21 protein-coding genes are annotated in these 18,838 nt (G+C 71.6%); 9 read left to right on the top strand and 12 right to left on the bottom strand.

Annotated elements, in window-relative coordinates; all coding sequences use genetic code 11:
- Nucleotides 1-92 precede the first annotated feature (92 nt).
- The gene (locus ACZ6YG_RS26230; protein WP_148035572.1) at nt 93-1,007 is read left to right on the top strand and encodes a M23 family metallopeptidase; all 915 of its coding nucleotides are present in this window, start codon (nt 93-95) and stop codon (nt 1,005-1,007) included.
- A 72-nt stretch (nt 1,008-1,079) separates the two neighbouring features.
- Nucleotides 1,080-2,471 (top strand): N-acetylmuramoyl-L-alanine amidase, encoded by a 1,392-nt coding sequence (locus ACZ6YG_RS26225; RefSeq protein WP_466019452.1) that lies wholly within the window; start codon nt 1,080-1,082, stop codon nt 2,469-2,471.
- Here ACZ6YG_RS26225 and ACZ6YG_RS26220 read toward each other — a convergent pair.
- Nucleotides 2,468-3,274, bottom strand: a complete 807-nt coding sequence (locus tag ACZ6YG_RS26220) for an FKBP-type peptidyl-prolyl cis-trans isomerase (protein ID WP_466019451.1) — start codon at nt 3,272-3,274, stop codon at nt 2,468-2,470. The two genes, ACZ6YG_RS26225 and ACZ6YG_RS26220, sit on opposite strands and share 4 nt — an antisense overlap.
- Before the next feature lie 92 nt (nt 3,275-3,366).
- Here ACZ6YG_RS26220 and ACZ6YG_RS26215 point away from each other — a divergent pair, with 92 nt between their 5' ends.
- Both ACZ6YG_RS26215 and ACZ6YG_RS26210 read left to right on the top strand, forming a co-directional pair.
- Complete coding sequence (locus tag ACZ6YG_RS26215) at nt 3,367-4,413, top strand: DUF2293 domain-containing protein (protein ID WP_466019450.1); 1,047 nt, start codon at nt 3,367-3,369, stop codon at nt 4,411-4,413.
- On the top strand, nt 4,410-4,787 hold the full coding sequence (locus ACZ6YG_RS26210; protein WP_466019449.1) for an MmcQ/YjbR family DNA-binding protein: 378 nt from the start codon (nt 4,410-4,412) through the stop codon (nt 4,785-4,787). The genes ACZ6YG_RS26215 and ACZ6YG_RS26210 overlap by 4 nt, the downstream gene beginning before the upstream one ends.
- On the opposite strand, the gene kynU is transcribed toward ACZ6YG_RS26210, so the two are convergent.
- The 6 genes from kynU to ACZ6YG_RS26180 are packed head-to-tail and all read right to left on the bottom strand — an operon-like array spanning nt 4,780 to nt 9,818.
- Entirely contained in the window at nt 4,780-6,021 is a 1,242-nt protein-coding gene (kynU, locus tag ACZ6YG_RS26205; RefSeq protein ID WP_466019448.1) for a kynureninase, read from the bottom strand. The two genes, ACZ6YG_RS26210 and kynU, sit on opposite strands and share 8 nt — an antisense overlap.
- Nucleotides 5,978-7,093 carry an ABC transporter substrate-binding protein gene (locus ACZ6YG_RS26200; RefSeq protein ID WP_466019447.1) on the bottom strand — a complete coding sequence of 372 codons (1,116 nt, stop codon included), beginning with the start codon at nt 7,091-7,093 and terminating at the stop codon, nt 5,978-5,980. Before ACZ6YG_RS26200 ends, kynU begins: the two co-directional genes overlap by 44 nt.
- A gap of 12 nt (nt 7,094-7,105) precedes the next feature.
- On the bottom strand, nt 7,106-8,077 hold the full coding sequence (locus ACZ6YG_RS26195; protein ID WP_466019446.1) for an amidohydrolase family protein: 972 nt from the start codon (nt 8,075-8,077) through the stop codon (nt 7,106-7,108).
- Nucleotides 8,078-8,593 carry a 3-hydroxyanthranilate 3,4-dioxygenase gene (locus ACZ6YG_RS26190; protein WP_148035580.1) on the bottom strand — a complete coding sequence of 172 codons (516 nt, stop codon included), beginning with the start codon at nt 8,591-8,593 and terminating at the stop codon, nt 8,078-8,080. It abuts the gene before it with no gap.
- Entirely contained in the window at nt 8,590-9,024 is a 435-nt protein-coding gene (locus ACZ6YG_RS26185; protein ID WP_148035581.1) for a RidA family protein, read from the bottom strand. Before ACZ6YG_RS26185 ends, ACZ6YG_RS26190 begins: the two co-directional genes overlap by 4 nt.
- Nucleotides 9,021-9,818 (bottom strand): 2-keto-4-pentenoate hydratase, encoded by a 798-nt coding sequence (locus tag ACZ6YG_RS26180; protein WP_397196184.1) that lies wholly within the window; start codon nt 9,816-9,818, stop codon nt 9,021-9,023. The genes ACZ6YG_RS26185 and ACZ6YG_RS26180 overlap by 4 nt, the downstream gene beginning before the upstream one ends.
- A gap of 146 nt (nt 9,819-9,964) precedes the next feature.
- Between ACZ6YG_RS26180 and ACZ6YG_RS26175 the strand changes: the two genes are divergently transcribed.
- The 3 genes from ACZ6YG_RS26175 (at nt 9,965) to ACZ6YG_RS26165 (ending at nt 11,776) form a co-directional block, all read left to right on the top strand.
- Nucleotides 9,965-10,507, top strand: a complete 543-nt coding sequence (locus ACZ6YG_RS26175; RefSeq protein WP_148035583.1) for a VanZ family protein — start codon at nt 9,965-9,967, stop codon at nt 10,505-10,507.
- Between the two features lie 153 nt (nt 10,508-10,660).
- Nucleotides 10,661-11,413: a GntR family transcriptional regulator gene (locus tag ACZ6YG_RS26170; RefSeq protein WP_308248719.1), complete on the top strand. Its 753-nt coding sequence runs from the start codon at nt 10,661-10,663 to the stop codon at nt 11,411-11,413.
- A gap of 123 nt (nt 11,414-11,536) precedes the next feature.
- On the top strand, nt 11,537-11,776 hold the full coding sequence (locus ACZ6YG_RS26165; RefSeq protein ID WP_148035585.1) for a hypothetical protein: 240 nt from the start codon (nt 11,537-11,539) through the stop codon (nt 11,774-11,776).
- Nucleotides 11,777-11,913: 137 nt separating this feature from the next.
- Here ACZ6YG_RS26165 and ACZ6YG_RS26160 read toward each other — a convergent pair whose 3' ends face one another.
- Complete coding sequence (locus ACZ6YG_RS26160; protein WP_219542762.1) at nt 11,914-12,912, bottom strand: coiled-coil domain-containing protein; 999 nt, start codon at nt 12,910-12,912, stop codon at nt 11,914-11,916.
- Nucleotides 12,913-13,065: 153 nt separating this feature from the next.
- Between ACZ6YG_RS26160 and ACZ6YG_RS26155 the strand changes: the two genes are divergently transcribed.
- Nucleotides 13,066-13,587: a gamma carbonic anhydrase family protein gene (locus tag ACZ6YG_RS26155; protein WP_187281519.1), complete on the top strand. Its 522-nt coding sequence runs from the start codon at nt 13,066-13,068 to the stop codon at nt 13,585-13,587.
- Here ACZ6YG_RS26155 and ACZ6YG_RS26150 read toward each other — a convergent pair.
- Nucleotides 13,559-14,461: a DUF1349 domain-containing protein gene (locus tag ACZ6YG_RS26150; protein ID WP_466019445.1), complete on the bottom strand. Its 903-nt coding sequence runs from the start codon at nt 14,459-14,461 to the stop codon at nt 13,559-13,561. The genes ACZ6YG_RS26155 and ACZ6YG_RS26150 overlap by 29 nt on opposite strands.
- Nucleotides 14,462-14,523: 62 nt before the next feature.
- Between ACZ6YG_RS26150 and ACZ6YG_RS26145 the strand changes: the two genes are divergently transcribed.
- Nucleotides 14,524-16,071: a hypothetical protein gene (locus ACZ6YG_RS26145; protein ID WP_466019444.1), complete on the top strand. Its 1,548-nt coding sequence runs from the start codon at nt 14,524-14,526 to the stop codon at nt 16,069-16,071.
- Nucleotides 16,072-16,546: 475 nt separating this feature from the next.
- Here ACZ6YG_RS26145 and ACZ6YG_RS26140 read toward each other — a convergent pair whose 3' ends face one another.
- Genes ACZ6YG_RS26140 through ACZ6YG_RS26130 form a run of 3 tightly spaced genes read right to left on the bottom strand, consistent with a single transcriptional unit; the run spans nt 16,547 to nt 18,698 of the window.
- Nucleotides 16,547-16,828 carry a metal-sensitive transcriptional regulator gene (locus ACZ6YG_RS26140; RefSeq protein WP_049560737.1) on the bottom strand — a complete coding sequence of 94 codons (282 nt, stop codon included), beginning with the start codon at nt 16,826-16,828 and terminating at the stop codon, nt 16,547-16,549.
- Nucleotides 16,829-16,857: 29 nt separating this feature from the next.
- Nucleotides 16,858-17,919 carry a glycosyltransferase gene (locus ACZ6YG_RS26135; RefSeq protein WP_466019443.1) on the bottom strand — a complete coding sequence of 354 codons (1,062 nt, stop codon included), beginning with the start codon at nt 17,917-17,919 and terminating at the stop codon, nt 16,858-16,860.
- A complete protein-coding gene (locus tag ACZ6YG_RS26130) occupies nt 17,916-18,698 on the bottom strand; it encodes a hypothetical protein (protein ID WP_271275972.1) in 783 nt (260 codons plus the stop codon). The genes ACZ6YG_RS26135 and ACZ6YG_RS26130 overlap by 4 nt, the downstream gene beginning before the upstream one ends.
- Nucleotides 18,699-18,838: the final 140 nt, after the last annotated feature.

Raw genomic sequence — 18,838 nt, 5'->3', positions numbered from 1 at the left:
GGCCTGACAGCTTGTTGTACCGGTTCTGGACGCTTTCTGTACGGGTTATCCCGACCCTGGGTGAGAGAGATCGCCCCCGAAAGGATCACCTGATGAAGATCAGCGGAGCAATCGTGGCCGGAGCCGCTCTCTTGATGAGCCTCGGCACGGCATCCGCGGCCGCCGCCGACAGGCAGGCGGAGACGCAGCAGGCGCAGGCGCTCGCCACCGACTTCCAGCTGCCGTTCCCCTGCGGCCAGGCGTGGACGGGCAACTCGAACGCGAGCAGCGCCCACCAGTCGTACGAGATCGACTTCAACCGGGGCGGCAGCGCCGACGCCGACCTCGGCGACACCGTGGTGGCGGCCGCGTCGGGCACCGTGGTGATCTCCTCCCACCAGGGCTCGACGAACGGCTTCGGCAACCTGGTCAAGATCGACCACGGCGGCGGCTGGTCCACCTACTACGCCCACCTGAACGCCCGCTCGGTCAGCGTGGGCCAGTCGGTGGCGCAGGGCCAGAAGATCGGCACCGTGGGCAAGACCAGCAAGCCGGGCAACAACATCAGCGCCCACCTGCACTACGAGGTCCGCCAGGGCACCAGCTACCCGTCGAACGTCCGCAAGGCCGTCTTCAACGGGGTCACCTTCGGCTACCCGAACCAGACGGTGACCTCGCGCAACTGCGGCGGCGGCAGCACCAACCCGCACACCCCGACCTCGGTCTGCGGCGCCGGCTACAGCGTGATCAACTCGGCCGCGCTGGGCACGGCGGGCACCGTCTACCTGCTCTACAACGCCTCCAACGGCAACAACTGCGTCACCACGATCAAGCACTCGTCGATCGGCACGGCCACGGCCACCAGCGCCTACCTGGAGGTCCAGGGCAGCGCCAGGAAGACCGACTCGGGCAACTTCTCCTACTACGCGGGCCCGGTCACCGCCCAGGCCGCCGGCAAGTGCGTCAAGTGGGGCGGCAAGGCGGGCTCGTCCACCCACGACAGCCCGTTCCAGCACTGCGGCAGCTGAGCCTCTCCGCCCCGCCGCGCACCCGCGGCGGGGCGGTTCCCTTCCCCATCCCTTCTCCGAAGCGGAAGTGACGTGAAGTCCAAGATCCTCATCGTGGCCGGGCTGCTGGCGCTCTCCGGCACGACGGCCGCGCACGCCTCCACCGAGACGGCCCAGAACCCCCTGGCGCAGGCGTTCGACCGCGCGGCGGCCGCCTACGACGTGCCGCGCGACCTGCTCGTGGCGCTCGCGTACGCGGAGTCCCGGCTGGACGGTCACCGGGGCGAGCCCAGCGCCAGCGGCGGCTACGGCATCATGCACCTGGTCAGCAACCCCACCGCCAAGACCCTGGAGCAGGCCGCGAAGCTGACCTCCAAGCCGGTCGCCGCGCTCAAGTCGGACGACGCGGCCAACGTGCTCGGCGGCGCGGCCGTGCTCCGGGCCGAGGCCGACGAGCTCGGGCTGGGCGCCGCCCAGCGGGACGACCTCGGCCGCTGGTATCCGGCCGTGGCCGCGTACGCCCACGCCGCGAACGACGCCACGGCCAGGATCTACGCCGACGCGGTGTACGAGACGCTCGCCGCCGGCGTGGACGCCCGGGGCGTCCAGGTGAAGCCCCGGGCCGTCCAGCCCGACCAGGGCGAGTACGCCGAGCAGCCGCGCGCCCTCGCCGCGGCCGTGGACTACCCCGGCGCGCTCTGGGTGGCCGCGAACAGCGCCAACTACGCGGTCTCCAGCCGCCCGTCGAGCGACCGCATCGACCGGATCGTGGTCCATGTCATGCAGGGCACCTACGCGGGCTCGATCTCGTGGTTCCAGAACCCGGCGGCCAAGTCGTCCTCGCACTACCTGGTGCGCTCGTCCGACGGGCAGATCACCCAGATGGTGCGGGAGAAGGACCGCGCCTTCCACGCGAAGGACTGGAACCGGCGCTCCGTCGGCATCGAGCACGAGGGGTTCGTCGACAACGCCTCGTGGTTCACCGACCAGATGTACCGGGCGTCGGCCGCGCTGACCCGCAACATCGCCGACAGGTACGGCATCCCGAAGGACCGCACGCACATCGTCGGCCACGTCGAGGTGCCCGGCAACGACCACACCGATCCCGGCCCGCACTGGGACTGGGCGAAGTACATGAGCTACGTGACCGGCGGCGGCGTCAACCCGCACACGCCGGAGAAGGTGTGCGGCAGCGGGTTCAAGGTCATCGACTCGGCCGCGCTGGGCACCGCGGGCACCGTCTACCTGCTCTACAACACGACCACGGGCAGCAACTGCGTGACCACGATCAAGCGGACGTCGCTCGGCACGGCCACCGCCACCAGCGCCTACCTGGAGGTCCAGGGCAGCGCCAGGAAGACCGACTCGGGCAACTTCTCCTACTACGCGGGCCCGGTCACCGCACAGGCCGCCGGCAAGTGCGTCAAGTGGGGCGGCAAGGCGGGCTCGTCCACCTACGACAGCCCGTTCGAGCACTGCGGCTAGCAGTCGACGCAGTCCACCACGTCGACGACGTAGAGCAACCCCTCGGGCGGCGAGCCGAACGCGACCCTGCCGCCCACCCGCTGCCCGCGCAGCCCCTCCACCCAGCCGGCCGGCGCGCCGTCCCCGGTCAGGGTGAAGGCCGCGGGGCCGCCGGTGCGGTACGAGGAGTCCGCCAGGGTCCTCGACGGCCAGTCGACGGCCACGTACTGCACCACCACCTTCGACCCGGCCCGCACGGCCTCTCCCGATCCCCCTATGAGCGTGCGGGCCGGGTCGTCCGGCGTGAGGCCGGCCGGCGGCGAGGGCAGCGGCCGGCCGACCAGCCGGGCGTCCGGCGGGTAGCCGCCGAGGATGTCGACGACCGCCACCAGCGGCTCGCCCGGCGGCAGGTCACCCGCGTCCAGGTCCAGGTCGGGGCCGAGCATCTGCGCCGCGGGCCCGACCAGCACCAGCCGGCTGCCCGCCGGCCGGCCGACGACGGCCTCCCGCCAGACGCGCGGGACCGGCCGCCCGTCGAGGACGACCCTGACGGGCCGGTGGGTACCGTACGTGCTCGCCCGGGTCTCGTTGCCCCGCCAGAGGCGGAGCTCGACGTCGGCCAGCACCACGTCGCCGGTGGCCGTCTCCCGCCCCCGGCCCGGCTCGAGCTCCGCGACCCGCGTCGTGCGGCCGGGCTTGCCGGCCGGGATGATCACCTGCGGCCTGGCGCCGAACGCGCCTCTCACCTCGGGCAGCGGCGGAGCGGCCGGGGCGGCGCCGCAGGACGTGGCGAGCACGAGCAGGGCGGGCCAGAGCAGGCGCAAGGTTCCTCCGCGGGATGAGCTTGCCCGGATACTCGCCGCGATCGGCACAAGGGATGCCCACCGGCCGACAAAGGCGCGGCACACTAAGGGGCGTGAGCAAGCCGAACCTGGCCCGCAGGGTCGCCCAGGCCGCCGAGATCGCGCTGGCCGACCACCAGTACGTGACGTTCATCGACGTGGTGACGGGGCTGCGCTGGCTCCACACGCGACACGTCGACGTCTGGCGGCAGGGCCGCGCGGCCACGCTCGCCGAGCTGGCCGCGGTCGACGGCGACCGCCTGCTCACCACGGCCGCCCTGCTGAGCGACTGGGCAAGGGCCAGAGGGCTGCGCCCGATGCCGGCGCCGTACGTGTCGGGCAGCCGCGACCGCCGCCCGCTGCGCTTCACCGGGCATCCCGAGCAGGAGCCGTTCACCGTCCACTGGCTGTCGCCCGACCTGAGCGAGTCGCGGGTGCGGCGGCTCGCCGAGCGCCAGGCCAAGCCGCCCGACCTGGTCGCGGTCGAGCCGCTGGAGGCGTGGACGTGCGCCGGCTGCGGCGACACCGGCCCCTACCTGATCATGGAGGATGACCGGCCACACTGCCTGACCTGCGCCGACCTGGACCATCTGGTGTTCCTGCCGTCGGGGAACGCGGCGCTGAGCCGCCGGGCCAAGCAGGAGAGCGGGCTGGCGGCGGTGGTCGTGCGCTTCGACCGGCGGCGCAAGGTCTACCAGCGCAGGGGCCTGCTGGTCGAGGAGGAGGCGCTGGCCAGGGCCGAGGAGCGGTGCCTGGCCGACGAGGAGGCGCGCTCGCGGCGGCGCGAGCGCGACCGGGAGCGCAGGGCCGAGCAGGACATCGTGTTCCAGGGGCGGATGGCCGACGAGATCGCCAGGTTGTTCCCCGGCTGCCCGCCGGAGCGGGCCCGCGCCATCGCCGAGCACGCCGGTCTGCGCGGCAGCGGCCGGGTCGGCCGCACGGCGGCGGCCAGGGCCCTGGACGAGAACGCGATCACACTGGCGGTGGTCGCCTCAATCCGTCACCATGACACGGGGTATGACGGAATGCTGATGGCGGGCGTGCCGCGGATGGAGGCCCGCGAACGCATCAGGGACGACATCGAGCGCAAGCTGACCGAGTTCAGGGCGGGGCCGCGATGAGCGACTGGCACGACGTGCGGGAGGAGCTGCGCGCGTTCGCGCTCGGCCTGCCCGAGGCGTGGGAGGACCACCCGTGGGGCGACACCGTCGTCAAGGTCGGGAAGAAGATCTTCCTGTTCCTCGGCGTCGAGGAGCCCACCGACAAGTGGCGTCCCACGTTCGGGGTGAAGCTGCGCTCGGAGGCCCACGGCCACGCGCTCACCGTCGAGGGGGCGGCGCCCAGCGGCTACGGGCTCGGCAAGGCCGGATGGGTGACGGTGCCGCTGGAGTCGCCGCTGCCGCCGTCGGAGGTGCTGCTCGACTGGGTCGAGGAGAGCTACCGTGCCGTCGCGACCAAGCGGGCGGTCAAGGAGCTCGACGGCCGGGTCACGTGACGGCGAGCCGCCTGGCGTACTTCTCGTCCCGCCACAGCTCCTTGTCCAGCACCTCCAGCAGGGTCCGCGCCGCGTCGTACACGTCCACGTAGCGGAGGTAGAGCGGCGCCAGCCCGAACCGCAGGATGTCGGGCGCCCGGAAGTCGCCGTGCACGCCCCGGTCGATGAGCGCCCGCATCACCGGATAGCCGTCGGGGTGACGGAAGGCGACGTGGCTGCCGCGCCGCTCGGGGTCGGCGGGCGAGGCCAGCTCCAGCGCGTCGCCGACCAGCCCGGCGAAGAGCTCGCCGAGCGCCACGCTCTTGGCGCGCAGCAGGTGCAGCGGCACCCGCTCCCACACGTCCAGCGCCGCGTCCAGGGCGGCGAACGACAGCACGTGCGGGGTGCTCACCGCGAACCGTCTGATCCCCTGCGCCGGCCGGTAGCCGGCCTCGAACGCGAACGGGTCGGCGTGGCCGTACCAGCCCGACAGCACGTTCACGGCATCGGCCTGGTGGCGCGGGTTCACGTACAGGAACGCGGGCGACCCCGGCCCGCCGTTGAGGTACTTGTACGTGCACCCGACCGCGAAGTCGGCGGCCGACACGTCCACGGGCATGGCGCCGACGCTGTGGCAGACGTCCCAGATCATCAGCGCCCCGGCGGCCTGCACGCGGGCGGTCACCTCGGGCACGTCGTGGCGCTCACTGGTGCGGTAGTCGACCTCCGACAGCAGCACCGCCGCCACGTCGTCGAACCGGCCCTCGGACACGTCGCGCACCTCGTACCCGAGCGACTCCGCCAGCCCCTGGACCATGTAGTGGTCGGTCGGGAAGTTGCGCGCGTCGGAGACGATGACCTTCCTGCCGGGGCGCAGCCGCGCCGCCGCCGAGACCGCCTGGTGGATCGCGATCGAGGTGGTGTTGCCCACCACGACCTGGCCGGGCCCGGCCCCGATGAGGGGCGCGATCCGGTCGCCCAGGGTCAGCGGCTGGTCGTACCAGCCCGCGCTGTTCCAGCCGCCGACGAGCTGACCGCCCCACTCGTCCTCCACCGCCGCGCGGAGCCGTTCGGGGGCGTGGCGCGGCAGCGCGCCGAGCGAGTTGCCCACGAGGTAGATGACGCCTTCGGGGAGCACGAACTCTTCCCTGAACTCCCGCAGCGGGTCCTCGGCGTCCAGGGCGAGGCAGCGGTCGCGATCCAGCAACTGGTCACTCCTTCGGGGGAACGGTAGCGATAACCCGATTTGTACCATTTTGGTACTGCCGGGCATACCAGTTCTGCACCGGGTCGTGTGTTGCCGGGTCCAGCCGCAGCGGCCCGCGCGGGCTGGGTAACTCGCCGACCCCGCCCAGCTCGGCCGTCAGGTCACCGCCCCGGGCCGCGGCCCGGTCGACCAGCGACATGGCGTCCCAGCTCTGCACCGCCACCACCGAGGGGTTCCGGCCGGTCCGCGTCTGCCACTTCGCCACGAACGCGGTGTTCTCCGGGTTCTCCAGCCCCGGCGCGTACAGCCCGACGCTGACGATGCCCTCCGCGTCCGCCCCGACGGCCGCCAGCACGTCCTCGTCCGTGAGGTTCTGGCAGGTCAGCAGGTCGATCCTGGCGTCGTAGCCGAGCTGCCTGAACGCCTTGGCGAAGGCGACCGCCTCGCCCCCCGCGTAGAACGCGTACAGCAGCTCCGCCTCCGCCGGGATCCGCGCCAGGTAGGGCGCCAGGTCCGGCGTTCTGCCGTACGGGGTGAGAACGCGTTCCAGCTTGCCGGCTCCGTACCCCTCCTCGAAGCCGTCCAGGGTCTCGACGCCGGCCGAGTAGTCGGAGGCCATCAGCACGGCGGGGCGGCGGCCGTGGGCCTGGGCGGCGTAGCGGCCCGCGGCGTGCCCGTGGGCGTGGTTGGTGAACGACACCCGGAACACGCCGGGCCCGCCCAGGTCGTCGGCCCCCGCGTTGGCCACCACGACGGGAGTCCGCCCGGCCTCGGCCACCACGGCCTCGGCCACCGGCGAGGCCAGCAGGCCGGTGATCACGTCCACCCGGTCGCGCTCGATGAGCTCCCTGGCGGCCCGCCTGCCCTGCTCGGCGGTGCCGCCGTCGTCGGCGACGACCAGCCTGGCGGGCCTGCCGCCCAGCTCGCCGCCGTGCTCCTCCAGGTAGAGGCGCATGGCGCGTTCCATCTCGTCCCCGAGCGGGGCGTAGACGCCGGTCTGGGAGATGATCGCCCCCACCCGGACCTCGCCGTCCTCGTGCCGCGGCGGCTGCGGCGCGGCGCCGCCGCCGCAGCCTGCCGCCATCAGCACCATCAGCCCGACGACGGGCGGTAACCGCATGGTGAGCTCCCCTCAGCAGCCCAGGAACACCTCGGCGTTGCGGCGCATCAGCTTGGCCCGCGCCCCGTGGGTGAGGAACCCGGCGGTCCTGACCAGCTCGCCCGCGGGCGACTCGCCCAGCGGGTACGGGTAGTCGGAGCCGAGCATGACGTGGTCCTCGCCGAAGGTGTCGACCAGCAGGCGCAGCGCCCGCTCGTCGAAGACGACCGAATCGACGCCGAACCGGCCGAGATAGGCGGACGGCGGCCTTTCCGAGACGCCGACCACGTCCTTCCTGCGGTGCCAGGCGTTCTCCAACCGGCCGAGCCAGAAGGCGAACGACCCGCCGCCGTGGGCGAAGCAGATGCGCAGGGTGTCGGGGACGCGGTCGAACACGCCGCCGAGGATCATCGCCAGGATCGACAGATGGGTCTCGGCAGGCATGCCCACCAGCCACCGCGCCATCCACCGGTCGAGCCGGGGCCCCGACGGCATGTCCCACGGGTGCACGAACACCGGGACGCCCCGGTCGGCGCAGTGGGCCAGGAACCGTACGATCCCGTCGTCGTCCAGGTCGCGGTCGCCGGCGTGGTTGCCGATCTCGACCCCCCGGTGCCCGTTGGCGAGACACCGGTCCAGCTCTTCGCAGGCCAGGTCGGGATCCTGCAGCGGCACCTGGCAGAACGGGATCAGCCGGTCGCCGTCGCAGATCTCCAGCGCCAGGTCGTTGAAGATCCTGGCGATCCGCACGCCCTCGGCGGGCGGCCGGTCGTAACCGAAGAACACCGGCGTCGGCGAGACCACCTGCCGGTCCACCCCGTCGGCGTCCATCGACTCCAGGCGCACCCGGGGGTCCCAGCACTCGTGGCGGATCCGGCGGAACTCCGCGCCGCCGACGAGGATGACCGCCTCGCGCTCGGACTCCACCCGCAGGCTGGGCGCCCCCGGCCAGCCCAGGTCGGGCCAGCCCCTGGGCACGTAGTGGGTGTGGACGTCAGTGACCATTCAGCCCTTGCCCGGATGGAGCGCGCCGCAGCCCGCGCAGGTGCGCGCCTTCTCGTCGGCGTAGAACGCGTTGAACACCGGCGGCAGGTCGGCGACGATGTCGCGTACCTGCAGCTCGACCTCGTGGACCAGCGAGCCGCACTGCTCGCAGTACCACTGGAACCTCTCCAGCGTGCCCTCCGGCCGGATCCTCTCCACCACCAGCCCGACCGACCCCTCCTCGGGCCGCTGCGGGGAGTGCGGCATGGACGGGGGCAGCAGCCACATCTGCCCCTCCCTGATGTGCACGGTCTCCGGCCCCCTGTCGGTGATCACGTTGACGTGCATGTTGCCGCGGACCTGGTAGAAGAGCTCCTCGTACGGGTCGACGTGGTAGTCGGTGCGGGAGTTGGGCCCGCCGACCACCATGACGATGAAGTCCTCGGCGCCCTCGAAGACCACCTTGTTGCCGACCGGGGGCTTGAGCAGGTGGGCGTGCTCGTCGATCCACTTCGTGAAGTCGATCGGAGGGATCATGATCTCTCCAGGGGGTGATAGGCGACGGCCTGCATCTCGATCAGCAGGTGCGGGTGCGGGAGCTGGTGGACGGCCACGGTGGTGCGGGTGGGCCCCTCCTCGTCGAAGAACTCGGCGTAGACCTCGTTGTAGCCCTTGTAGTCGTTCATGTTCACCAGGTAGGCGGTGATCTGGACGAGGTCGGCCAGCGAGCCGCCCGCGGCTTTGAGTATGTCGCCGACGTTCTCGATGACGGCTCTGGTCTGGGCGCGGATGTCGAGGTCGGTGACGCCCAGCTCGTCGGCCTCGGCGCCGACGAAGGTGTTGTCCGGCCTTCTGGAGCTGGTGCCCGAGACGTACAGGAAGTCGCCGGCCCGGCGCACGTGCGGGAACCGGCCGCGCGGCGTCGCCTTGCCCTCGACCCGCAGCGCCCGGCCGCGATCGCGTGTCACGGGGAGAACACCGCCCGGACGGAGCCCAGCCCGTCGACGTGGGCCTCGAACGCGTCGCCCGGCTCGGCCGGGACCACCGGCCCGAGCGCCCCGGTCAGCACCACGTCACCGGCGCGGAGCGGGAAGGCGGTGCGGCCCAGCGCGCCGGCGAGCCACACGGCGGCGTTGAGCGGGTGGCCCATGCAGGCCTCGCCCGAGCCGGTGGAGACCTCCGCGTCCGCGCGGGTCATCCGCATCCCGGCCGACCGCAGGTCGGAGCCCATCAGCGAGGTGGGCGTGTTGCCGAGCACGAAGGCGCCGGCGGAGGCGTTGTCGGCGATGGTGTCAGGGAGCGTGATGTCCCAGTCGGCGATGCGGGAGTCGGCGATCTCGATGGCCGGCAGCACGAAGTCGACCGCCCTGATCACCTCGGCCACCGTGAACGGCCCGCCCACCAGGTCGGCGCCCATCACGAAGGCGATCTCCGCCTCGACCTTGGGCTGCAGGAAACGCGTGATGGGGATAGGCAGCCCATCGGAATACGACATATCCGCAAAAAGCATGCCGTAGTCCGGCTGGTCGATGCCGAGCTTCTCCCGCAACGGCACGTTCGTCATGCCGATCTTGCGGCCGACCAGCCGTCGCCCCTCGTCCAGGGCCCGCCGGGTGTTGATCTCCTGGACGGCGTACGCCTCCTGCGCGGTGCCGACCAGGTCGCGCACCGGCTCGCACGATTTACCCGACCGCGCGGCCTCCGCCAACCGGTCGGCCGCGTGGCTTCGCCCGTCGACCGCCTGCGACCATTCATCGTGCATCGGGTCACTCCCGCTCGATCGTGATCGTGTCTCTTAGCATCGTCTCTCGCCGCGCCGACGCGCGCCATGCCGCTCACGCTTCCCCGGCCGGGACCTGTCCTGAGGGTCATCTTCCCGTAGCCGTCGCCTGCGGACATCATGGTCCGGTGGCGCGCACGTGGGAATTATGGGGAAACGTCATTATTGCTGGTACTTTTGCCCTTCCCCTCGCCGCTCTGGCCGTCGTGCTGCTGTCGCGCCGCCGGGCCCGCCGCGGGCACCCCGCGCCCCTGCGCACCGCCCTCGCCGACGTCGGGATCGCGGCCGGCACCGCGCCCTGGATCTGGATGATCCTCACCCCGGGAACCGGCCAGGAGGGCGTCAACCTGATCCCGTTCGCCGACCTCGCCGCGGTGGTCCGATCGCCGTGGGAGACGGCGTTCGTGCAGGTCGGAGGCAACCTGCTGGTGTTCGCCGCGCTCGGCGCGCTGCTCCCGGTGCGCACCGCCAGGATGGCCTCGCCGGCCCGCGTGGCGGCCGTCGCGGGGGCCGCCTCGCTGCTCGTGGAGACCCTGCAGTACGTCCTGCGGCTCGGCCGGTTCTCGTCCGTGGACGACGTGCTGATCAACACGGCCGGTGCGGTGGCGGCGGCGCTGATTACTCGCCGCTGGTGGGCGAGAGCGGTAACGGGCGAACCGGTTCGGGGATAACGGCTGCACAAAAACCGGCCGATGTCACCACACAGGCACACACCGCGCAAAAAGAGACTCGCGACCAACCTCCGTATCTGTGCGATCGTGGACAAGACGGGGCAAGTTCTCTGGAGACGCCAAACCCGGTTGGTGACAGAGGGTGATCTAACTGTGTCTGAATCCCCGGTACCCCAAGAACCTCCTATCTATCGCCAGATCGCCGACGCACTCCGCGACCGGATCCACTCCGGCGACCTGCGCGACGGGGACCGGCTACCAGGCGAGAACACGCTCATGACCGAGTACGCGATCGCCCGGGCCACGGCCAGGCAGGCGCTCGCGGTTCTGATCAACGAAGGTCTGGCGGTGCCGAAGCGAGGCTCGGGGGTCTACGTGCGACTGTTCAAACCCATACGCAGGCACGGATCCCGCCGCCTGGCGCGCGAACAATGGGGGCAGGGACGATCGATCTGGGACGCCGACACCCGCGGCCGCCCCTTCACCGTCGACCAGGTCGAGGTGGCCCGCGAACAGGCCCCCGACGAGGTGGCGAACGTGCTCGGCGGCCCCGACGTCTGGGTCCGCAGGCGCCGCTACCTGGTCGACGCCAGGCCCGTGCAGCTGGCCACCTCCTACTTCCCCGCGCGGCTCGTGGAGGGCAGCCCGATCACCGAGGCCGACACCGGGCCAGGAGGCGTCTACGCCAGGCTGCGCGACCTCGAACTCCCCCCGGCCCACTTCACCGAGGAGGTCCGCGCCCGCATGCCCAGCCCTCGCGAGAGCGCCCTGCTCGGCCTGCCGGCCGGCACCCCCGTCATCGTCGTCGACCGCACCGCCTACGCCGCCGCCGGAATGCCCGTGGAGGTCAACGAGATGGTCCTGGACGCCGCGGCATACGTACTCCAGTACGACTTCGACGCCTGAATCAAGGGCGGATGTCAAGCGATAGGTTGACCTGTCCCCCACGATCATTGCGTTCTCTAGAGAAGTGGCGCACGCTCGAAGCGGATGGAACCTCGGCCAGGGGCTCTTGGAAGGGCGGTGTGGATGACCTTTGATCGGCATCTCGCCGAAATCGCCCGGGAGTACCCGCAGTGGACCATCTGGCGAAGCGATGCCGGCCGCTGGTGGGCCACGCGCCACCACCCGATCAGCGCCGAGCAGCGCGACGCCGGCTGTGCGATGACCATCGACGCGGACGACCCGGAAGACCTGCGCGAGCAGCTCCGGGACCAGGAGAGACGAGCCGGCGAGCCCGAGCGGCGCGCCGGCCCGGCACCTCCGTGAGCGGCGGGCGCCTCACCCGCCGCCACCACGATCCGCCCGGTGCCGGGTCCTGCGTCTCGGCGGCCCCGGCACCGGGCCACCAAGAGGGGGCACGCGTGGAAGCCTCCGACCCGATCGGGGGCGGAGGCTTCCACCCGCTACTTGCGCAGCTCCAGACGTCCCAGGTTGACGTCCGTGTCGTCCACCGACCGCTCCTCCCGCGGCTCCTCGTCCTCGACGATGACCCGCACGTCGTCCTGCTCCTGCCCGCTCGGGAGCTCCTGCTGCGCGGCCGGCGGCGCGATCGCCTCCGGCACCAGCGGGCCCGCCCCCGCCTCCTTGCGCATCAGGTCGCTGAGCACCGAGTTGACCTCGTTCAGCCTGCGGACCACCTCGTTGTGGGTGTTGCTCAGGTACTCCACGCGGCGGCCGGCGTGCTCGTCGAGCGAGGCCACCCGCTGCTGCGCCGCCGCCAGTGACGCCTCGGCCTCCGCGCGGGCGGCCTCCACCGTCCGCTCCGCCTCGGCCCGCGCCCCTGCCATGGTCTGCTCCGCCTCGGCCGTCGCGGACGCGACCATCCGCTCGGACTCCTCCCGGGCCGCGGTGACCGTGCGCTCGGCCTCGGCCTGCGCCTCGCGCACCCGGGTCTCCGCCTCGGCGCGCGCCGACGAGCGGGCCTCCTCGGCGTCGGCCCCGGCCTGTGCCAGCATGCGCTCGGCCGCCTCGGTGGCCTCGGCGACCCGCCGCTCCGCCTCCGCCTGCGCGGAGGTGAGCATCTTGTCGGCGGTCTCACGGGCCGAGGTCAGCAGCCGGTCGGACTCGGTCTTCGCGGACTCGCGCAGGGCGCTGCTCTCGGCCTCGGCCTCCTCCCGCATGGCCGTGGCCTCTTCGTGGCCGAGCTTGAGAATCTGCTCCAGCCGGGTGCTCGGGTTGAAGTTCTGGGGCACCTCGGCGATCTGCCGCCTGGCCTCCGCGAGCTCGACCCGGCTCTGCTCGGCCTGGTCGATCGCCCGTGCCAGCCGCTCCTCCAGGTCCCTGATCTGGTTGCCGGTCCTGGCCATGTAGTCGTGCACCTGGCGGCGGTTGTAGCCGCGCATGGCCACTTCGAAGGTGTCGTCCTGCATGAGGTCGGGGATGCTGTCGTGCCGTTGTGTCATGGGGATTACCTAATTCGCGTGAGGCGGGGGATAACTGCGGATTGTGAGGGTGTGACGACGAGACGTCAGTAATCGACTTTCCTGCCAACTGCCCATACCCGCAACCGGAATGCCAGAGCCGGGCAGGAAACGGCGGGAATTACGATGGGTCAGATGTACATCGCTGCATTGGACGACGGGGCGGCCCCGGAGATCCACCCGGACGCGTACGTCGCCCCTGGCGCCGTCGTGGTCGGCAGGGTCTCGATCGGCCGGGCGTCGAGCATCTGGTACGGCTCCGTTCTCAGGGCGGACAGTGAGCGCATCGAGATCGGTGAGGAGTGCAACGTCCAGGACCTGTGCTGCCTGCACGCCGACCCCGGCGAGCCGGCCATCCTGGAGCCCCGGGTGAGCCTGGGGCACAAGGCCATGGTCCACGGCGCCCACGTCGAGTCCGGCGCGCTGATCGGCATCGGCGCGATCGTGCTGGGAGGGGCCCACGTGGGAGCCGGCACGCTCGTCGCGGCGGGCGCGCTGATCGGGCCCGGCAAGAAGATCCCGGCCGGCGTGCTGGTGGCGGGGGTGCCGGGGAAGATCGTACGCGAGCTGACCGACGACGACCGGGCGTCCTTCGCCCGCACGCCCGACACCTACATGGCGGCGGCGCTCAGGCATCGGCGGGCGTCACCACTTTGATCAGCACCTCGTCCGAGACCGACGCGGTGTTCAGCGGGTCGGCGTAATCGGGCAGCTCCGGCCGGAGGAACCGCACGTAGTCGACGGTCATCTTCAGGTCGGGCTGCCCCTTCACCTGCTTGGCGTTGCCCTTGACGTGGTCCTTCTTGAGCGCGTAGTAGCTGTCCCAGTCGGTGTACGCGACCATGCCCCACTGCAGCACCTCGGGGAACTCGGTCGGCCAGCGGTCGGCCACCTTCCACTCGCCGCCCTCCTCCTTGTAGAGCGCGGCGCACACCCTGCCCACCCGGGCCAGCACTAACTCCGTCCAGCCGCTCTTGACGGCTGTCTCCTTGGGCTTGGAGCTGCCGTCCCTGGTGTACTTCGACTCCAGCCGGCCGGTCCTGTCGGTCGTGCCTGTGGTGATCGACACCCAGTTGGCGTTGTCGTACGAGTCCGGCACCCGGGCCATCAGGCCGCCGAGCGAGAACTTGCGCCTGGGCTTGCCGCCGCTCTTGCCCTCGACCTTCACCCTGGCGTGCATGACGATGTCGCCGGCCAGGTCCTGGTAGACGAACGGGCCGCGGAAGCCGTCGAACCAGGCGGAGGTCTTGGGCTCCAGGTACATGGCGCCCTTGGCGGTCTTGCCGACGTCCATCTTGGCGAGCCGGTCGACGTCCTTCTCCTTCTCGCTGAGCTTGAGCCACATCGACAGGTCCTTGGCGGACGCGAACTCGGTGGAGGCGCCGCCCACCTCGCCGCCCGGCGTGGGGGGCTGGGCCTTCTCCAGCGTGAGCACGCCTGGCCCCTCCAGCGGCGGCTGGGCCGCCGTGATCGTCCCGCACCCGCTCACCACACCCACGACCGCCATCATGCCCGCCAGTCTCGCCCTCATAGCGGACATTCTGCCGTGTACTGCCAACCTTCGGTTACGGACGGACTACTACGATGGCCGCCGTGCGCCCCTGGAATGCGTTCACCGCCGCGGAGGCGGAGATCCGCGCGATGGTCGACGACCCGCGCTGGCAGGGGCTGCCCGGCGACACCCGCGCGCACGCGATCGCCGCCAGGACGCTGGTGACCCGCGACGGCGACCGGTGGCTGTTCGGCGCGCACGCGCGCTGGCACCTGCACGACCCGGCCGACGGCCGCTGGCACCCCGCGCCGCCGCCCCGGCGCATCCGCGCCCGGCAGGTGGGCCACTCCCCGGCCGCGCTGCCTACGAAGATCATCCCCGGCGGTCCCGACTTCGCCGCAGAGCCGGGCTCCACGCAGGCCTTCGTCGGCCCCGACGTGCCGCCGAAGCTGTGCGAGCGCGTCAACGACCTGCTGCGGGCCAACTGCCGCAGGAGCGAGCTCGACTATCCTCTCGCCGCCTTCGACGACGTCTTCGCCTCCGACGTGCCCAGCACGGTGGCGGCCATCTGGGGCACGATCATGTGGTGCGCGTACGCGCCGGCCTTCGACGGCAACGAACGGCTGATCACCATGTTCGGCCAGTTCCTGCGCCGGTCGCTGCCGGGCGACGAGTGGGTGCGCTGGCTGCCGGCGCCGCCGCTGGCGGGCCTGGTCGCGTTGGTGGGCGAGCGGCTGCGGGCCGGCCACCCGCGCACCGCGCTGCGCCTGGCCGCGCTGATCGCCGACACGGCTCACATCCTGCTGTCCGACACCCGGTTCAGGCCGCGCGCGCTGGCGCTGCTCACGATGGTGGAGCCCGAGCTGCGGAAGCCGGGCCTGGACGACGACGCGGCCGCGCGCGGCGACCAGGAGCTGCGCCGGGCCTGGCTGCGCCGCTGCCCGCCGCGGCTGGCCCGGGCGGTGATGGTGGAGACCGACCCGGAGGCCCACCTGTCCCACACGGTCTACGACCTCGTCGAGGCGCTGGCCTTCACGACCGACCCGCCGCGGGCCGCCGCCGCCTATCTGGCGGACCTGTCCGACTCCAAGGGGCTGCTGCCGCCCCGGCTCGACCACCGGCTCCGTCACGCGTACGAGGAGCTGCTGCGGGCGGGCCTGACGAGCACGTCGGCGGGCGAGCGGACCGAGCCGGAGGGTTTTCCCGTGCGGCCCGCCGGAGGCTTTTCCGGTCAATACCGGAACCCCGATAAGGAGTCGTTCACCGGCCCGATGACCGGCTCCGGCCCGCTTCCCGGGCGGGGCGGTTCCGTTACGGGAACGGGGGGCGTTCCGGGGCCCAATAAGCCGAGTACAGGTCACATTTCGGAAACGGCTCCGGAGAACACCGGCACGCGGCGGCTCCGGCTGCCGGGAGCCGGTCCGCCCGACCTGCGGGGCGGGTTCACGCACGTGCGCGACGAGGCCGGCACCGGCATGATGCCGCCCGACCGTGCCAGTACGGCCGCGGTGCTGGGAGCCGCGTACGCGGTGGGGCTGGCCTGGCATCGGGTGTCCGGGGCGCGGGTGCCGGAGCGGGGGTTCGCGGGGTCGGCCGCGCTGGTGCGCCGCCTGGTCCTGGAGCGCGACGACCCCATGAGTCACACGTAAACCACTAATGCCGCTATTTCACCCTAACTCCGCCTATATCGTTCTAACACTTAAGATCACGCGTTATTAGCTGAATTGTGATCTCTACCCGGGGAAATGATCCCCTTGGGGCCTCATCGGCGACGAAAGGAATGACTCCGATGGGCCATGTCGCCGGAAGGGCCCGCGCCGTAACCTCGGAGAGGGTGTGGGCTGCGGAAGGAAGGACGACGCGGTGGGGCACGAAAACTTGGACACTCGGGTCCATGACCGTGTCGCGTTGGACGAGATTGCGCTCTACGCCGAGGTGCTCACCGCCGTCGCTGTCAGCGAGCGGCGGCTGACCTTGGACGAGCTCGACGACGCGCTCGGATTGCGGACTTCGGCGAGTCGCTGAAGACGATCACATGACTTGGTCCCGGACTCCCCCAGGGGTCCGGGACATGTCATGTACGGGGTGGCTCACGATGACTAGTCCTCCCGAGGGGCGGCCCTCCTACGAACGGACGAGTCGCGCGATCGCGGCCGAGGCCTCCTTGACCTTCGCGTCGGCCTCCGGGCCACCGGTGGCGATGGCGTCGGCGACGCAGTGGGAGATGTGCTCCTCCAGCAGCCCCAGCGCCACCGCCTGCAACGCCCGCGTCGCGGCCGAGACCTGGGTGAGGACGTCGATGCAGTAGGCGTCGTCGTCGACCATGCGCTGCAGGCCCCTGATCTGCCCTTCGATGCGCCTGAGCCGCGTCAGATAGGCCTGCTTGTCTCCGCTGTACCCATGCATACATCTAAGGTACCCGCTCCGGGTATCACTCAGCGGAGCCCTGCGAACAGCTTCTCCCACTGCTCGCCCACCTCGTCGGCGGCGTGGCGGATGGCCGTGTCGAGCGCCCCGGCGGCCAGCGAGCGCCGCCTGCGCTCGTCGCCGATGAGCGCCAGCATCGCCCCGGCGAACGCCTGCTCGTCGGCCTCAGGCACCAGCACGCCGTTGTAACCGGTGGCCACGAACTCGGCGGGCCCGTGGCTGCCCTCGAACGCCACCACGGGCACCCCGCACCCCATCGCCTCCAGCACGGTCATGCCGAGGTCGGCGGTGTGGGAGGTGTTGGCCACGATCGACGCCTTGGCGAACTCGCCGGTCAGGTCGGGGGTGGTGCCCATGAAGTAGACGTGGTTGTGCAGGCCCAGCTCGTCGACCAGCGCGCGCAGCCGCCGCTCCTCGGGGCCGCTCCCGTACAGCCTGAGCCGCCAGTCGGGACGCTCGGCGGAGACGACGGCGAAGGCGCGGATCAGCCTGTCGTACGACTTGGCGGCCACCCAGCGCCCGCCCGCCGCCACGATGCGGTTGTCCATCCGCGAGCGGGGCCACGGCGAGCCGGGCAGCGCGTCGGGGATGGCGTGCACGTGCGGCCCGGAGTCGAGCAGCCTGGCCCACTCCTCGCGGGCCGGCTCGGTGGCCGCGACGACGGCGTCCAGGCGCGGGTAGAGCTTCTTGACCGGGCCGGGCACCGCCGGCCTGCCCCACTCGCGGGCGATGCGCAGGATCTCGCGCGGGGCGTGCCGCGCGGCCTGGACACTCAGCCCCGGCCTGGCGGTGACGAGAACGTCACTTCTGAGTGAGCGCAGCATCCGCCACAGCGCCACCTCCGTGCGCACCTGCCCCTGCGGGAACAGGCGCCGGACGCCTGGCCTGACGTCGATCACCGAGCGCATGGTCACGCCCGCGGCGACCGGGAAGAACGGCTTCTCCTTCTGCCTCCTGAGGCTGATCACCTCGACCTCGTGCCGCTGGGCCAGCGCGCCCGCGAGGTTGAGCGCCGAGCGCACGTCTCCTCGCATCGCGTACGCGGAGGAGAGCAGGAAGGTGACCTTCACCCGCCCACCTCGATGCGCAGCTCGTCGTCGGCGGTGTAGGAGGGCTTGATGGGCACGCCGTCGATGCGGGCCGAGGGGTAGTGCAGGCGGCGCCGCTTGCCGTCGACGTCGTCGAGCCAGCCGCCCAGCCGCAACGGCTCGCCGACCCCGTCCACCTCCAGCGACGGCTCCCACGTACCCGAGGCCTCGGGGTCGGCGGCGAGCACGTCGACCAGCGAGACCGCAGCGTGGAAGCGCACGCCCTGGACGGTGGCGTTGGCCGACACGCGCGCGCCCGTCTGCCTGCGCTGCAGCGCCAGCATGGCCTCGTGACGGGAGTCGTCGTCCTCCAGGCCGGTGTAGGCGAGCAGGCCGGTCACCTCGAAGCGGCCCTCCCTGAACCAGACCGCCCGCACCTCCGCCACGGGCGCGGCGTCGTCGATCTTCAGCGCCAGATAGCCGTTGCGGGTGCGGTAGGAGCGGTAGGCGAGCGTGCGCTTGCACAGCGCGTACGCGTCGAGATGGTCGAGCGAGAAGCCTGGGTCGATGCTGCGCAGCCTGTTGCGTTTGCCCTGGTGGCGCAGGTAGGCGTCCCAGCGCCCGGCGGTGAGCAGCAGCGGGGCCAGCGACACGGCGACGGTGGCCTCACGCGCGACGGCGCCGGGCGTGCCGAGCGTCACCTCCCGCTCCACGCCGCTGGTGCGGTGGCGCAGCACCAGCTCGGTGCCGCTCTTCAGCGGCTCCTCCATGGCGAGCCGGAGGGAGAGGACGTCGGCAAGGGTGACTTCGGAGTCTGTCACGACAACGCTCATCACGAGCCCCCCTCCCCGTCGAATAGAGCCATGCGACGTTGAGGTTACCGTGATTTACCCGTTATGTGGATGCCGGATTTCCGGCGATCACCCCCTTTGACCGGCGAAACTCCTCCACAGACACCTGT

Source organism: Nonomuraea sp. NPDC054003 (genome assembly GCF_055585125.1).
This window is presented reverse-complemented; position numbering and strand designations above follow the sequence as displayed.

Bases quoted from the DNA above. Each gene is read 5' to 3' on its own strand.
- ACZ6YG_RS26230 (WP_148035572.1), top strand. From the start codon at position 93: ATGAAGATCAGCGGAGCAATCGTGGCCGGAGCCGCTCTCTTGATGAGC.
- ACZ6YG_RS26210 (WP_466019449.1), top strand. From the start codon at position 4,410: ATGAGCGACTGGCACGACGTGCGGGAGGAGCTGCGCGCGTTCGCGCTC.
- kynU (WP_466019448.1), bottom strand. From the start codon at position 6,021: ATGGTACAAATCGGGTTATCGCTACCGTTCCCCCGAAGGAGTGACCAG.
- ACZ6YG_RS26200 (WP_466019447.1), bottom strand. From the start codon at position 7,093: ATGCGGTTACCGCCCGTCGTCGGGCTGATGGTGCTGATGGCGGCAGGC.
- ACZ6YG_RS26195 (WP_466019446.1), bottom strand. From the start codon at position 8,077: ATGGTCACTGACGTCCACACCCACTACGTGCCCAGGGGCTGGCCCGAC.
- ACZ6YG_RS26190 (WP_148035580.1), bottom strand. From the start codon at position 8,593: ATGATCCCTCCGATCGACTTCACGAAGTGGATCGACGAGCACGCCCAC.
- ACZ6YG_RS26180 (WP_397196184.1), bottom strand. From the start codon at position 9,818: ATGCACGATGAATGGTCGCAGGCGGTCGACGGGCGAAGCCACGCGGCC.
- ACZ6YG_RS26165 (WP_148035585.1), top strand. From the start codon at position 11,537: ATGACCTTTGATCGGCATCTCGCCGAAATCGCCCGGGAGTACCCGCAG.
- ACZ6YG_RS26160 (WP_219542762.1), bottom strand. From the start codon at position 12,912: ATGACACAACGGCACGACAGCATCCCCGACCTCATGCAGGACGACACC.
- ACZ6YG_RS26155 (WP_187281519.1), top strand. From the start codon at position 13,066: ATGTACATCGCTGCATTGGACGACGGGGCGGCCCCGGAGATCCACCCG.
- ACZ6YG_RS26150 (WP_466019445.1), bottom strand. From the start codon at position 14,461: ATGAGGGCGAGACTGGCGGGCATGATGGCGGTCGTGGGTGTGGTGAGC.
- ACZ6YG_RS26140 (WP_049560737.1), bottom strand. From the start codon at position 16,828: ATGCATGGGTACAGCGGAGACAAGCAGGCCTATCTGACGCGGCTCAGG.